Raw genomic sequence first — 14,161 nt, 5'->3', positions numbered from 1 at the left:
GGGGTCCCCTGAATGTACTTGGCCTATGTAACAACCACTGATCGCGGAGCCACTGACCGGTTGCTAAGCGCGGCTGCGGAACAAATGCTCGTGTCCGGTGCGCGGCTGGTGGGCGTGGTGCAAACCAACACCGAATGCGCCGACAGCAGCAAGTGCGATATGGATGTCCGCGTCCTGCCAGCAGGAGAAACCATTCGCATCTCTCAGTCGCTTGGTTCGCAATCACGTGGGTGCCGTCTGGATCCCGCCGCGCTTGAGAAGGCTGTTGGGTATGTCACGGCTTCGCTGGCGGATGCACCGCAACTTTTGATCGTGAACAAGTTCGGCAAGCACGAAGCGGACGGGCGCGGTTTCCGTCCCGTTATCGCCGAGGCACTCGCGCAGGACATTCCGGTTCTGGTCGGAGTGAATGGTCTGAACAAGGAAAAGTTCGAGGAGTTCACCGGAGGGGCCGCCGAGCAGATCGCACCCGAACTTGAGGCGATCATAGGGTGGTTCGACCGGGTGACGGCAGAGCGCGCGGCTGCTGCCTGAAGGTGCTTTCCGTAGGGTAAGTTACTGGAAACCTGACTTGTTTCAGGGTCAATGTGCTGCAATCCTCCGACCCGGAGGAGATCGCAGATGTGGACCAACTGGTCGGGAAGCCAAAGTTCAAGCGCGCCAATTACACGCCCTGTTTCGCTCGCTGATCTGCAACAGGCTGTCGCACAACCCGGTAGTCTGCGGGTTGTCGGATCGGGGCATTCATTTACACCGATTGTGTCGGGCGCGGACCGGATACTGGACCTGTCCAGCCTTGAATTGGCGGCATTAGGTCAGGTCGGCGAAGACAGGGTGTGGGCAAATGCCAACGCGCGTCTGAGCGATCTGTCTCCGGCGCTTGCCGAACACGGCTTGGCCTTTCGTAACCTTGGCGACATCAACGCGCAGTCGATTGCGGGCGCAGTATCAACCGCGACGCATGGGACGGGGCGCACGTTGCCGTGCCTTGCGGCGGAAATAACTGCGGCGTGTCTGGTCGGCGCGGACGGGGACATCCTGTCGACGCAGGACATTCCACTTGAAATGGCGCAGGTCTCGCTTGGTACTCTTGGCGTTTTGTCCGAGGTTCAGATCGCCGTGGTCCCGAAACACAACCTGCGCCGCCGCGTGCGGCTGGCTCCGCTTGAAGAAACTCTGGCCAGCATGCATCAGAAGTGGGCCGAATTTCGGAACTTTGAGTTCTTTTATATCCCCTTCACCGGCAAGGCCGTTGAGATTCGTCATGAACTGACCGAAGCAACCGAGACCAAAGCCCCGCGCGATTTGGATATGATCGCGGTCAAGATGATGAGACTGGCCAGAAACGCTGGCCGGGTCAGCGACAGCCTGCGAAGCGTATTGCTGAAGTTGCTGACATTGGCACACTCGGATGAAGACTATGTGGGTGAAAGCTGGCGTGTTCTGTGCAGCGACCGCCACATTCGGTTCAACGAGATGGAATATCACCTCCCACCCGGTGTCGCGGACGAGGTGTTGCGTGAGGTGCTGACGCGCCTACATCGTGATCATAAGGACATATATTTTCCCATCGAGGTCAGGCAAACTGCGGGTGACACGGCCTGCCTCTCGCCGTTTCAGGGCGGGCCGCGCATTTCGATCGCGCTGCACACCGACGCGGCAGAGAACCACGCCCGCTATTTCTCGGCGATCGAGCCTCTGCTGCTTGAGGCCGGAGGCCGCCCACACTGGGGAAAGATGCATAATCTGACGTATAAAGAGCTTTCGCGCCTCTACCCTGACTTCGACCGTTTTTGCGCGTTGAGGGAACAAATGGACCCTGCCGGCAAGTTTCTCACGCCTGCCTTGGCCAAGCTGTTCCGGCCATGACAGCGACGAATTTGCAAAACCTGTCCAGCACGCTGCGCGACTATGGCGTCGACAAACCAGTGACCGTCATCGATCTGGATCGGCTGGATGCAAATTGCGCGTCGGCGCGCAGCTTGGTCGCGCCGGGTCTGGCGTGTCGTCTTGTTGCCAAGTCCCTGCCATGCTTGCCGCTGCTTGATCATATCCGGGCGCAGATACCGTCATCAGGGCTCATGACCTTCTCCGAGCCTATGCTTGCGGCGCTATTGCAGGCTGAACCTGACACTGACCATCTGATCGGCAAACCCCTTCCTGTCAGCTCAGCAGCACGGATTTTGCGAAACTACCCAAGTGCGGCCGAGCGTGTGCAGTGGCTCATCGACACACAGGAACACTTGGGCGCCTATCTGAAGCTGGCAGAAAAAACTGGTCTTCCGCTTCGCGTGTCGCTGGAAATCGATATCGGCTTACACCGGGGTGGGCTGCGTCCCGAAGACGTCCCTGGGATCGCACAGCATATTGGCAGTCATCCATATGCGCGGTTGGCCGGGGTCATGGGGTACGAGGCGCATCTGGCCAAGTTGCCCCGTGTCCTGAAATCCCGCGCCGCACGGTCCAGCGCAGGTGCGTTCCAACGCGCTGTAGAGGGGCTGCCAAATGCAGGCGAGGGGCTTTGCCTCAATACAGGGGGCAGTCTGACGTTTCAGTCCTATGCCGCTGACGGAGCAGCCAACGAGGTCGCCTTTGGGTCGGTATTGGTCAAGCCCACCGATTTTGACCACGCGACGACTGCGGCGTTTCAACCTGCCGGCTTTATTGCCTCGCCAATTCTGAAAGTGATGCAAGGCAACGCGTTGCCCGGTTTGGACATCCTGCCCAGACGGAAGACCGACTTGGCGATATTTGGCGGGCATTTTCTGGGGCAGCCTGTGTTTCCAGACGGTTTTTCCTATTCGTCGATCTTCGGCCGCTCAAGCAATCAGGAAGTATGGACCGGTCCATTGGGTTCAAACGTGAAACCCGGGGACATCGCTCTGTTGCGGCCAACACAAAGCGAGGCTGTGCTGAATCAGTTCGGACCGCTTCTGGTTTTGAAAGGGGGGCAGGTGGTGGACGAGTGGCAATGCCTGCCGAACTAACGGCCCGTTGAACTTTGTCACCATCTGAAGAAGATGGTGGGCGACCCTGGAATCGAACCAGGCGTGCGTCTCCGCGAGGGAGTTACAGTCCTAGGATTGACTTTATTTATATGGGATTGACCGAAGAAAATTCCAGACAAGATCCAGCATGTAACATATGCGATCAATGCCGCTTACTACAGGATAACGGTCAGAGAGCATATGGTTAGCATTTGAATAACGTACAAAACGTAACATTACACTTGGCAACGCCGAGGTTGCGTCGCGCTCGTACATGTGTACGTTCGTGCCTCTGGTTTTGCGCGACGCTACCCCGGGGGTAGATGGCAAGGCGGGGTGCGCTCTGTAGTCCTTGACACCCCTACCACTCATATCTCGGAGTCAAAAATGGTTGTCACCTGTCAGAATACAAAAAGTATCCTTTGATTCCGGTTTAACGAGACAAAGTGGTCATCTGACGAAAACACTAGGATGTCGCATTCGAGCGACCGCTTTGGACCGTTTTGTGTAGGCAGCAGGTGTTCCTTTATTTCGGTTGACTGGCAGATTCCTCCGCAGAGGCGACATCCGTGCAAACTGTCGCAAACGACCGCGTTGAGCTCTCCTCAGACCTTGATCGCGTGCTGAGCATCAGCAACGATTGGCTTGGACTCTCGGCTGCATTCGACGACAAAGCAAAAGCATATTTAAGATTGTCAGCCCGCTTCGCACAATGGAGAATCAAATGCGTCGATCGATCCTGATGCTGTTAATGGCTATGGGGGTATTGGGGGGGTCCTGAATCATTACAGCCGCTCTTTGAGGATTCCAAGTTTCTTCCTTCTACGTTCGTACCTCCTGAGCGCCCGCCATCTCTTGATATTCCAAGGGGTCTTAAGGAACTGCTTTTTCCAATCAAGCTGATTTAAGTCTGCTTGACTTGCCAACTCCAATAGTTCCCAATCGGCCAACAGTTCCAGGTTAGCTGGCGAGTTTTCAGGACAATAATGTCTTCGGGTGATGTTCTTGGCTTTTCTTTTTAGCTGCGCATTACCCAGTTTTGTCAAAGCTTCCCTCGCGTCATCACTAAATGGAACTTGTTGTACGCCTTGATCAATCAAACTTCGGAATGTGCTTTCGTAGCCATCGATACTGTTTGCCTCACTGAAGCTTCGTGCTGTTTCAGACGCAATGAACTCAGAATCCCTAGGCTTGGTTATTAACCCTTTGATCGCGTCTGCTAGCGCATACGCATCGCCCATTCGGACAACCTGACCAAATCTGTCGTCAGTAAGAACTTCGCCCAGAACACCAGTATCAAAACCTACGACTGGTTTGCCACACGCAAGAGCTTCAACTGTTGTGTTTGAAAACGTTTCTTCAAGCGATGGAACAATAACAGCGTCCAAACAATTGTAGTATTCACGCAAACCGCTTGTTGACCTGAACGGCTCGAATTGAACGACTTCAAAGGGGCACTCTCGAAGTAACTCCTCGGCGGAGTTTTTGGTTGCGGCGACCACAACGGCCAACTCCAAGTCTGGGTTTTTTTGGTGGAGATATTGAAGAGACGTCAAAAACTTCTCGTGACCTTTGATACGGCTCGAAAAAGATGGAAGATACCCTAGCTTGAATTTCTTCTGAACTGACTTACTGCCGATTAGTAGCTTGTTATGCGGATCATGGTAGAAGGCGTTGCAGTTCACATAGTTTGAGATCTTCGTTCTTCTAACTTTCTCTGCAAGCGATGACTTCGCCAAAATTCTCTCGGAATGCTCGCTCAGGGCGACGAATGTCACAGCGTCTAAGTTCCAGGCCGCCTTTTTGGCGGAGAGAACAATTGCAGGGTAGTCGTCTTCGTTATCCTGTAGTTGCGGGCATTGGTTACAGCCTGACTGCCACCCATTGCACCCATGAAAGAAATGACATCCACCAGTTATGGCGTTCATGTCTCTCAATGTTATCGTAACAGGAACTCCAAGTCTTGTAAGCGTAGCGATGTTTTCCACAGAAAGGAATTTGGCTGGCCATGTTATGTTGATTAAGTCAGCCCCTTGCACCAATTCCAGAAGGTCTTCGGCCGGTATCGCATGATTATCTAAGCTGAAAGTGGTTAGCCCAGAACGACCGGGAACAGAGCTATGTTCAAAATCGACTGAGTTATCAGCAGGCAGAGATAGAACATTGGGTGTATAGCCGCGCATTCGGCGAATTTCGCCTGGCCGTGTAACAAAGCGAGAGTCAAAACCACGTCGCAGGAGACCACGGTGAACGTTTAGTGACGCACCGGCAGCACCGCCAAGGCCCAAAGCGCAAAAGTGCAAAACTCGAATACGCGGAAGATCAAACCATTTCTGAACTTGTGCTAACGCGGTCAACCTAGAATTTGACGAAAACTGCGCCAAACGGCTGCGAGCGTATTCACCGTTGTCACAAAACACGTCTGCCGCATTGGCAACCATGTCAAGGATCGCGTTTTTTAAAGCAATCGGATCACCATGCGGAACTATCTTAGCCTGCGAAGCGTCGGCCCCTACGACTTCAGGAATACCACCTGCATCGGTGCCAATCACAGGCAACCCGGAAGCGATCGCCTCAATCATTGCAACACCGAAGGTCTCTGTTCGCGGGATGGAATCGTTACTAAGGGTCGAAGGCAGCACAAACAGGTCGAACTGAGACAAATAGTCCGGACGCTTCTTGAAATCGACAAAATCGACAAACTTAATACACTTATCGACCCCCAGAGAGCGTGCAAGCTTTTCCAGCACGTCCAGCCGTTCGCGCCACCGCCCGAAGATAATTTCTACCTCTACCTCAGGCGCGTCAGGGTCTTTCTTAAGTTCTGCGATCGCCCGCAGCAGGTGATCGTGACCTTTCCATTTTATCAGACGCCCCACAGTTACAATGCGTAAAGGGCGCCCTTTCTTCCAAAAACGTTCGACTTTCTTAAAGTCTTGGAAACTTGGGTCCACAGAATTGGGAACTGAGAATACTTTTTCCTCTGGAATCCCAACTTCAACCAATAGGTTCTTAAGAAAGGAGCTGACTGCAGTGAATGCAACGTTCGACGCATCAGCGCAGTACTCAGTCAAGTACGAATGGTAGTCTTCATTATCACGTGCGCTAAAAACATCTATTCCATGGCACATATTCACCCACGGTAAATCATATTGGTCGGCTTCCAACCGATCATGCAACCACCAGCCATTAAGTGCAAAATGCGCGATGACTTTCTGTGGCTCTAAGACCTGCCAAATCAGCTTGTAAGCAAAGCTTCGCAAGTCTTTTCTTGACTGATCCCAAGGAAGTGTGAGCACGTGATGATACGGGCGATTTTCCGCTTCTTTTCGAATGTCGCAAAGAACAACGTGCATATTGTCGTTTTCAGCGCACGATAGATCGTTCAATAAATCAAAGATAAATGTTTCAGAAGGCGCCGAGAAAACCTTTGTGAAATGAATCACGACATTCCGGTTCGTGTTTTTTCGGTACTCACTCACTTGCGTAACTGCCGAAAGAAGAGCCGTCCAATCACTTTCAGCCTGTTTGTCCTCACTAGACACAACTAGTTTGTCAAGCGGGAACTCGGCCTCGACAGCAGCTTTTAGGATAGGGACTGCCACGGAATTCTTAGGATTTAAGAAATACCCCGGGCGGTTCAAAAAATTCCACTCCAAAGCAAATTTGACTGCGCTTTTAAGGCTAGTGAATACACCCCCTTGGTTCTTTGCTATGTCCAACGCAATGCTAGCCTTCTTTGCGTCGAAATTTGACAAGTACAATTGCCGCGCTTGGTTCTTATCGAGACAGGGAAAGCACTCTGAAAGTAAATTGCTGGATTCGGAAATTACTCTATTCCGGACAGTGTCCGTCGAAGATGAAGACAAGCCTTGTGACGAATAAAACACATGCCGACCGGGTGCTTTGACAAACTTCAGTCCAGAGGCATAAGCCGCCCGGTTCCACTTTGCATCTGCAACGATTTTGTAAGAAGCGTCAAAGCGCCCCACTTTTTCGAAACAATCACTTTTGAACAAAAACGTATTATGCTTTATCCCTAACTGCGCGACAAAAATACCGTCGTTGATTACACCTACATCTATTGGACCTTTTTCAGTTTTATAGTCACAGTAACTGATATCGGCTCCGCTTTCCTCCAGAGCTTCCACCGAAGATTTAATAAAATCCGGATAAAACGAGTCGTCGGAATTCAGAAGCGCAACGTATTTACCTCGGGCTCTCAAAAGCCCCTTATTCATTGCATCATAAATTCCATTATCCGGTTCAGAAATCAGACAATCGACAACATCCCCATGTTTTTTAACCCGCTCAATAGTGCCGTCCGTTGATCCACCATCAATGACAATGTATTCTATTGGACCAGGGTAAGTTTGTTCTGAGATTGACTTGATTGCCGCCTCGACGTTCGCTGAAGCGTTGAAAGTCACCGTGACCACAGAAACAAGTGGCAGGCTATTTCCTGACCTTTTTTGGTCTCCCCCAGATAGCGTTTCGTATTCGACGCTGCCACAAACTAACTTCTGTCCGGCCAGCGCTTCAAAGATACGAGTTCTATCTTCTTCAAGGTTCATTCAGTAGGTCCGCCTCTCGATCAAGTATTTAGCCAAGCGAAATCATGATTGATCACAATGAAGTCTTTGGCCTGCTCTAGCCCAGTCTCTTTTTGGCAGCAAAGTGAATATGACCTGCCAACTTGAGTTTTTCTCTCTTGATTGCACGAATTTTGTTGGATTCCGTTGCATCAAGCCTTCTCTCCAGTAGCGCCTCCAGCAAGGTGTTTACCGGCGTTTCTTTGGAGAAAAAAGCATTCAACCCCGTATCGTACCCAAAGACGGCTCTCATTCCTAACAAGATGCCATCTACTCCCGGCGCAAGTTCAAAAACCTCGAGGCCATGGTCACCAAAAACAACCCGAATGCCGTAGTGCGTCCAATTGAAGATGCTGCGTGAATGAAAAGGCTCCAGTTGAGAAACTGACCCCAGAAACAGACCACCTGGACACAAGACGCGAGAAACCTCGGAGATGACGGCGTCGGGATAGCGTACATGCTCGAGGACCTGCCTACACCAAACGACATCAAAAGTCTCGTTTTCGTAGGGAAGCTTTACACCGTCATAAACGTCGATAGGTGGTGCGCTTTTTGGGCGGTTCAGGTGTTCACTGGAGTCGCCGATGTCGACGCCCGTCCAATTTACGCGTTCCTCGCCCAAAAATCTGTAAGCTTTGCCCCGTGAAGCGCCATTCCCCGCGCCCAAATCCAGAAACTGGATCACTTTTTGTGCATCGGAAAGAAAACTTGGCAACTTCTGTAGGTAGTGCCAGTCCATTGCCGTTTCTCTCGAGTCGTCACTAAATAGTTCGCTTGGAACTGATTCGGGTGTTTCCATGGATCCTCCAGCACTGATTTGTCCGTTATCTATCTGGTTTTCAAGGCTCCAACCAGTAGTGAAAATCAGGTTTTCGGCGGGGCCAGTGAAATTTTACCTGGCCCGGAATCTATCTCAAAAAAGAGTCACTTTTCGAGTTTGTGGAATTAAGTTCGACTTCATCAGCTTGGTGGCTACGCCAATCGAAATGTCGCAACTTCAATCTCTGCTACTAGACTAATCCCAGTTTAGCTAAAATTCGCAGCGGATGAGTTTTTCCTGCGTGACCCCTAAATCGGTGGGTGGTCGTCAAGCAGACGACCCTTGATGCTAACAGCCCTGCGAGCGCGCGGCCCCGCCTCCGGTGGAATTTTGGATACAGGCGACGGAGTCAACGACAGGGTCAGCCTGTTTTTGTCGCGCCTGAGATAGCCGCCGGAGTTCAGTTCTTCGCGCAACATCCTCGGTGCTATTCCGACCTCGGCTGCAAGTTTGTCGAACGCAGAGCAGAACACCAGGAACGCACCGACAGTCGACAACGCCTCAGATGACTCAATGACCATCCCGACAAGCGACCCATCGTCTGGAGCCGACAAAAGCTCGTATTCGTATCTCAGTTTCCTCTGACCTTTGTCGCGCTCGACTTTCAGATAAGCAAATCGTTGTCCGTTGACGCGTATCCAGTCGGCGACCCTCTGGGCAGGGATGTCGAGGGTGTCCTGGTGTTGGATGTATCGCAATTGCTCAAAGAACGGCCTTGAGAAATAGTTTGGTGGTCGTCCTGACTTCCTGGCGAGTTCCTCGATAAACGACATAATCTGGTTTCCGCTGGTGTGTTCGTCGTTGCCGAGGATACCTGACAACCACAAAAGCCTCAAAGCAGGTGCTTGGGTGGGTGCGTCCTAGCCATGGCCTCGACAACATCCCACGCGCAATCCGGGCCGAGTAGCATCCGCGTCTCAAGGGGTAGGGTTGCATCAGCACCGAAACCGACGAGGTTGGCCATAACCCCCCTGACACCCATACTGACGCTGTTTGTGGTGTGCCAACGCAGGGGTTTGATTAACTGTTCGTATGTGCCACGCATATAGCCGTAGTGGTCCAGCTTTCCCTGGCGCTTTGCCACTGCGTAAATCCGTTGCCAGACGCCGGGTGCATCGAGCGCACCGCCCTCGACCGACATTGCGGTTGCTGTTATCCTGGGCATCTCCAGCATCTTTCTGACCGGGGGAAACCTGACAACGCCGACCTGGTCGGATTTGTAGAGGACGATCGAGCCGTGCCGGACACCGACTGCCAGACAAGCGAGACGCAGCAGTGAGCAGCGACAAAGGTTGCGTGCCCGAAGTATTGCCGTGCCGGATGGTTTGGTCGTCGTCAGGAATAACCGCTCCAGTGCCCTGACATCAGCATCCAGAACCGACAGGTAGGGCGCGAAGTCGGGTTGGTGTTCACGGACCACGACCTTGAGCCGGTCGACTTTCTTTCGGACTGTCCGAATGTTAAGCGGGGGCATTGGAGTAGGGCGGGGGTGCTTCCACTTCCTACCTGTGTTGAAGGCGGTCACGCGGTGTTGCTGTGCCCCTGGCATACAGCTCGCCAGCGCGGCGTGAACAGCGACCATCGGTGATAACAGGGACTGCGGGTTGTCGAGTGGCGGCAGGGGCACTGAAGGGTCGGCGAACGCGCCATAAGGCCCGTCGGTTTCCATCTCGACGCGCTCAGTTCGCACGTCATACAGTTCTGGGTCGGTTAGGGTCATAACCGGGTCTCCACGTTGGTTTTGGGGGTTGAACGATGCGAACGATGTCCGAACGATGTTTGTGAGGGGGTGTCGTTCTACCTTAAGTCCAAGATAGTAAAGGGTTAATACAGATAGGCGGGCGATGCGAACGATGTTTTCGGCAAACTCTTTTTTAGACACCCAGAAACCGACAGCTGCACCGTCAAATATCAACGACTCCTGTGTAATTCTTAAGTCTTTGAAGTCGTTAGTTTTAATTACACAGCGGTCGTCTGTGTAAAAATTGAGGTCTTTTTCAGGCTTTAAATAAAAGGTTTCGCGAAAACATCGTTCGCATCGTTCGCTTTTTCTAAAAATAGCTTTTAAAAACAATTTTTTAAGGTAGAACGATGACCCCCGAAAATCCTCGTTCACCCATCGTTCGCGACCGTTCGCCTCTATCGTTTTCGCCGCAGCCACGACTACGGCACCTTCGGCTTAGGGATTACCAGCTTCAAAACATGCCGTCTGACACGGTCTTTTTTGCTCCGTCTCCCCCCACCGACATAGATGCCGTTGTGGCCCAAAAGCGGTTTGGCTCGTGCGAGGGCGCTGCTAAACGCGTTGGGCGCTTTCGGCCATCCTCGTGCGGTTTTGTTGACCAAGAACACTTTATTGCCTTTGCCGTCATCGACCAGCAGCCCTTCCAGGTGTCGTTTGAGCTCGCTCGACGACCCGGTCAGCACTGATGGTCCGTTGGGGTCGTGCAGAACAGCGACTATCGCCCCCGCGACCGGATTGTTCTCCAGCACCCCAGCCAGCACCTCGCCCTGGTTCTCCGTATAGGCATCCAGGAAGGCGTCGGGCTTGTTGTTGGTGGCCAGCGAGCAGGCAGCGGCCCAGGACGCGAAGTCGGCCATTCTCGGCAGCATTGGCAATTTGAGGTTAGGTCCGTGCTTCAAACCAGCGACGACCCCGTCCAGCAGGCCACCAAGGATGCCACCAGCCAGGCGGTCAAACCTCGCTTCCATCGCCGCTTCGGTCTTCCGTTCTTTGTCCGGTATCCTGGGCAGCTCTATCGACAACATCCGGTCGGCCAGGTCTTCACGGACGAACAGCTCGTTAATTCCGTTCAGCAAGACCGGGCGCTTTACCTCGATTGTTGCTTCGTCGTCGTCCGTGTAGAGCGCCCGCTTTGACAATCCGCCACCAGTCGCCAGCCTGCAAAGCGCATCGCTTTGGTCCTCGCTGACGAAACTGACGTTATCATAGGCCACAACGCGCTGGTGCTTAGCCGCAATCATCAGGTCTTCGGTTTTTTTGGGAAAGACAACATCCAGTGGCGAGTGGTTGTCGACCAGTTTTCGCAAGGAGCGCGTTGACCCGGTTTTGCTGGCTCCGTGCGCGCCCGAGATTGCCAGTATGGGAAACGGCCCCTCGGGTTTGAGCGTTGCGTGAAGCCACGCGACCGTCAAAAGGAAGTCGTTCTCGGCCTGAAACCTTATCAGTTTCTTTAGGTCGTCGACCGACCCGCCACGCACGGGTGTTGGCAGTTCTTTCGCTCCAGACGACCGAACAAATTTGCAAGGGCACACATCATACGAGATGATGTCCCACCCTGATGCCGTGGCTCTCACAATCTCCCAGTCAGGTGTGCCAAGGTCTAAGTAAATGTCTTGGCCGTGACGACCGCATCGCACATACACCTCGTGGACTTGCGGAGCGGTGACACCGTCGCCGTGCTTGGAGAGTGCCTTGATAGTATGAACAGCGTTATCGAGGGTCGTTGGCACTACAGCCCTGCCTGTCTGGTGCAGATACAAGCCAGCCAGCAGTTCCTTGTATTGCTTGCCACCCACACGAAAAGTTTCGTTGTGCCCGTTGACGACACAATCTGCGTAAGCCTCCCCGCCGGGGTCGGTATAGAGGGTGTGTTGGTTCGCAATCTGGAGCACTTTGTCGACCGCTGCCAGTCTCGGTGCCTCCTCGTCTTCGTCGGTTTGCGCAGCCGCCTCGTTTGCCCTGCGAGACTCGATTTCGCTCGTTAACCCGTCCACGAACGCCTCTTTGGTGGTTGCCCACCCTGCGGCAGCAACACTGGCGTGCATCAAGTCGTATAACCCGGAGATGTCGTCTTTGGTGGCCAGTATCTCAGCGACCATCGACATTTCCTGGAGCAGGTCAGCATCGCCACGACCGACCCGCTCCTCAAATATCGCAAGCATATCAGCGGCTGTTTTTATCGAGCCAGCGGTGTATGGGTTTTCCTCTGTCGCCTCGTCTTGTGTGTCGATGGCCAGCAGAGCGTCCGCACCGTCAACTCGCACATCCGGTTCGCCCAGAACGGAGCCAAGCAACGCGTCCAGCTGTTCGCTTTCGGTTTGCATCTCAATTTCCTTTCGAGGGATGTATCATCCCTCTGCTTTTGATGTTGTGTTGGTCTGAGCCGCCTGCCGTTCCAGACACGGCTTGTTATCGGCGACAAGCCCGCGTCAGCAGTTGTCCAGGGCGAAACCGACGACCCTGCCTGAGTAGTCATCACCTTTGTCGGTATGAGCCAGCAGGGCGGGCGCGGCCCGCTCCAGTAGATAAATCAGCTCGTCGGGCGACTTACCCTCTCGCACCCACTGGTTAGCCAGGTAAAAGAACGCGTCGTGCCGCCCCGACCCGATAGCCACGGCCTCCTGGGCGATGGTCAATGCCGCCCGCGTCGGCCCCATAGCAGCGAGTTCTTTCCACCGCGCAGGCCACGACCCGACACTCCTTGACTTGCTCAGACGATGCCCCCGCTTAGCTGCCATCTCGGCGCGCAGTTCGCGCAGTATAGGCTCAGCAGCGACCATAAACGCATCGACCTGGGCACCGCTGACAATCGGGATTGACGGGTCGGTGGCATTCACATCCAGCAATGACTGCTCTGGCCACAGGTAAGGCCGTCCGGCCTTCTGGTGAAAACCGAACACGGCCACCTGGCCCGAGCCGCTGAAGACCTCCAGCGGGTGGGCCTTCCTGGACCTTGTGGAGCCGTCTGACCGCCTGACCTGCACCTGCTTTGGTGCGTTGCCGGTTCGCACAAGCGAGGTTACACCGAGTAATTCGTTGGCCAGCCCGACAACCTCTTGATTGACGGCAGGGTCAAGGATGTCGATGTCGAGCACGCACAATTCCTTCTGGACTGCGATGCCGCAAGCGTCGTCTCCGCTCGCTTTTATCTGCCTTGTCAGTGCGTTTTGCGTCCACTGAGTTTCGTTGCGATTGCTCCACCCCTTCAGATAGGCAATTTTGGTGTCCGGTTTGAGACGGATGGGCCGATAGCCGCGTTGCCATAGTGTCGTCGCGACTTCACCAAAGCGGGCCGGGGTCTCTTTGTGCGCACTCATAGAGCCATACCGATGACATCGTCTGACTCGTCGGGACTGGAGTCAGAGGTTTCAGCATTGGCAGGGTTGTCAGCTGACAATGCCCGTGCGCTCAGGATGGTGTTCTGCACCCTGTCTTGTCGTTGTTCACAACCAAGCGTAAACAGCGCCTCACGACCCATCAGTTCATCCAGAACAGGAGCGACCAGGCCAGGTAGTTTGTGGCCCAGGCCACAAGCGTTGATGATGGCGGTCAGTGCCCCTAGGTTGCGCTCGACAAACTGCCGTGCATGACTGCTGTCTGCCTTGCCAGGCGTGACACCGACAACCAGCGGAGCCGCGTCGACGCTTTCGCCTTCAAATGTCTTGAGGTCTAGCTGCTCCAGCTGCGCGCGGTTGCGGGTGATTTGTCCTCTGGCCCCGACGACGCGGAGCATATGCTCGCCAGCCTCCAGGACCACGGGCGCTTTCTCTTTGCCGGTCAGTTCCAGCGTCAGCGGCCCAGACCAGCCCAGGTCGTTGGTGTTCTTGGCTCTGTCAGGCCAGACCTCGTCGATGACTTTGCGGGTGTCATCTGATATTGTCGGTTTCATCTCAATTGTCCTTTGGATTGGGGTCGCGTGTCGCGAGTCAGCTGCGCGCGACCTCTTTCGTTTTTCCTTAAGCCGTCGCAGGCGCATTTCGTGGTGTTTGCGCTGGTCGTCGTCGATGACAGCGACTTC

10 protein-coding genes are annotated in these 14,161 nt (G+C 53.9%); 3 read left to right on the top strand and 7 right to left on the bottom strand.

Annotation, left to right across the window (positions count from 1 at the left end; all coding sequences use genetic code 11):
* Window positions 1-12: 12 nt before the first annotated feature.
* The 3 genes from ACR0LH_RS08340 (at window position 13) to ACR0LH_RS08330 (ending at window position 2,987) form a co-directional block, all read left to right on the top strand.
* Window positions 13-534, top strand: a complete 522-nt coding sequence (locus ACR0LH_RS08340; RefSeq protein ID WP_480720491.1) for a DUF2478 domain-containing protein — start codon at window positions 13-15, stop codon at window positions 532-534.
* 87 nt (window positions 535-621) lie between these two features.
* On the top strand, window positions 622-1,869 hold the full coding sequence (locus tag ACR0LH_RS08335) for a D-arabinono-1,4-lactone oxidase (protein WP_480720489.1): 1,248 nt from the start codon (window positions 622-624) through the stop codon (window positions 1,867-1,869).
* Window positions 1,866-2,987, top strand: coding sequence for an alanine racemase (locus tag ACR0LH_RS08330; protein ID WP_480720488.1), 1,122 nt, complete (start codon window positions 1,866-1,868; stop codon window positions 2,985-2,987). The genes ACR0LH_RS08335 and ACR0LH_RS08330 overlap by 4 nt, the downstream gene beginning before the upstream one ends.
* Window positions 2,988-3,772: 785 nt before the next feature.
* On the opposite strand, the gene ACR0LH_RS08325 is transcribed toward ACR0LH_RS08330, so the two are convergent.
* From ACR0LH_RS08325 to ACR0LH_RS08295, 7 genes are all read right to left on the bottom strand, one after another.
* Window positions 3,773-7,561, bottom strand: a complete 3,789-nt coding sequence (locus ACR0LH_RS08325; RefSeq protein ID WP_480720486.1) for a glycosyltransferase — start codon at window positions 7,559-7,561, stop codon at window positions 3,773-3,775.
* 76 nt (window positions 7,562-7,637) lie between these two features.
* Window positions 7,638-8,378, bottom strand: coding sequence for a class I SAM-dependent methyltransferase (locus ACR0LH_RS08320; protein ID WP_480720485.1), 741 nt, complete (start codon window positions 8,376-8,378; stop codon window positions 7,638-7,640).
* A 269-nt stretch (window positions 8,379-8,647) separates the two neighbouring features.
* Window positions 8,648-9,172 carry a hypothetical protein gene (locus ACR0LH_RS08315; RefSeq protein ID WP_170620463.1) on the bottom strand — a complete coding sequence of 175 codons (525 nt, stop codon included), beginning with the start codon at window positions 9,170-9,172 and terminating at the stop codon, window positions 8,648-8,650.
* A gap of 59 nt (window positions 9,173-9,231) precedes the next feature.
* On the bottom strand, window positions 9,232-10,560 hold the full coding sequence (locus ACR0LH_RS08310) for a hypothetical protein (protein ID WP_480720484.1): 1,329 nt from the start codon (window positions 10,558-10,560) through the stop codon (window positions 9,232-9,234).
* Between the two features lie 2 nt (window positions 10,561-10,562).
* Window positions 10,563-12,467, bottom strand: a complete 1,905-nt coding sequence (locus ACR0LH_RS08305) for a hypothetical protein (RefSeq protein WP_480720483.1) — start codon at window positions 12,465-12,467, stop codon at window positions 10,563-10,565.
* A gap of 105 nt (window positions 12,468-12,572) precedes the next feature.
* Window positions 12,573-13,460 carry a bifunctional DNA primase/polymerase gene (locus ACR0LH_RS08300; protein WP_480720482.1) on the bottom strand — a complete coding sequence of 296 codons (888 nt, stop codon included), beginning with the start codon at window positions 13,458-13,460 and terminating at the stop codon, window positions 12,573-12,575.
* A complete protein-coding gene (locus tag ACR0LH_RS08295; RefSeq protein WP_480720481.1) occupies window positions 13,457-14,032 on the bottom strand; it encodes a hypothetical protein in 576 nt (191 codons plus the stop codon). The genes ACR0LH_RS08300 and ACR0LH_RS08295 overlap by 4 nt, the downstream gene beginning before the upstream one ends.
* Window positions 14,033-14,161 lie beyond the last annotated feature (129 nt).

Source organism: Ruegeria sp. CL6, from assembly GCF_056536465.1.
The sequence above is the reverse complement of the archived record's forward strand: the minus strand, read 5'-3'. Positions and strand labels throughout refer to the sequence as shown.

Bases quoted from the DNA above. Each gene is read 5' to 3' on its own strand.
- ACR0LH_RS08340 (WP_480720491.1), top strand. From the start codon at position 13: ATGTACTTGGCCTATGTAACAACCACTGATCGCGGAGCCACTGACCGG.
- ACR0LH_RS08335 (WP_480720489.1), top strand. From the start codon at position 622: ATGTGGACCAACTGGTCGGGAAGCCAAAGTTCAAGCGCGCCAATTACA.
- ACR0LH_RS08330 (WP_480720488.1), top strand. From the start codon at position 1,866: ATGACAGCGACGAATTTGCAAAACCTGTCCAGCACGCTGCGCGACTAT.
- ACR0LH_RS08325 (WP_480720486.1), bottom strand. From the start codon at position 7,561: ATGAACCTTGAAGAAGATAGAACTCGTATCTTTGAAGCGCTGGCCGGA.
- ACR0LH_RS08320 (WP_480720485.1), bottom strand. From the start codon at position 8,378: ATGGAAACACCCGAATCAGTTCCAAGCGAACTATTTAGTGACGACTCG.
- ACR0LH_RS08315 (WP_170620463.1), bottom strand. From the start codon at position 9,172: ATGTCGTTTATCGAGGAACTCGCCAGGAAGTCAGGACGACCACCAAAC.
- ACR0LH_RS08305 (WP_480720483.1), bottom strand. From the start codon at position 12,467: ATGCAAACCGAAAGCGAACAGCTGGACGCGTTGCTTGGCTCCGTTCTG.
- ACR0LH_RS08300 (WP_480720482.1), bottom strand. From the start codon at position 13,460: ATGAGTGCGCACAAAGAGACCCCGGCCCGCTTTGGTGAAGTCGCGACG.
- ACR0LH_RS08295 (WP_480720481.1), bottom strand. From the start codon at position 14,032: ATGAAACCGACAATATCAGATGACACCCGCAAAGTCATCGACGAGGTC.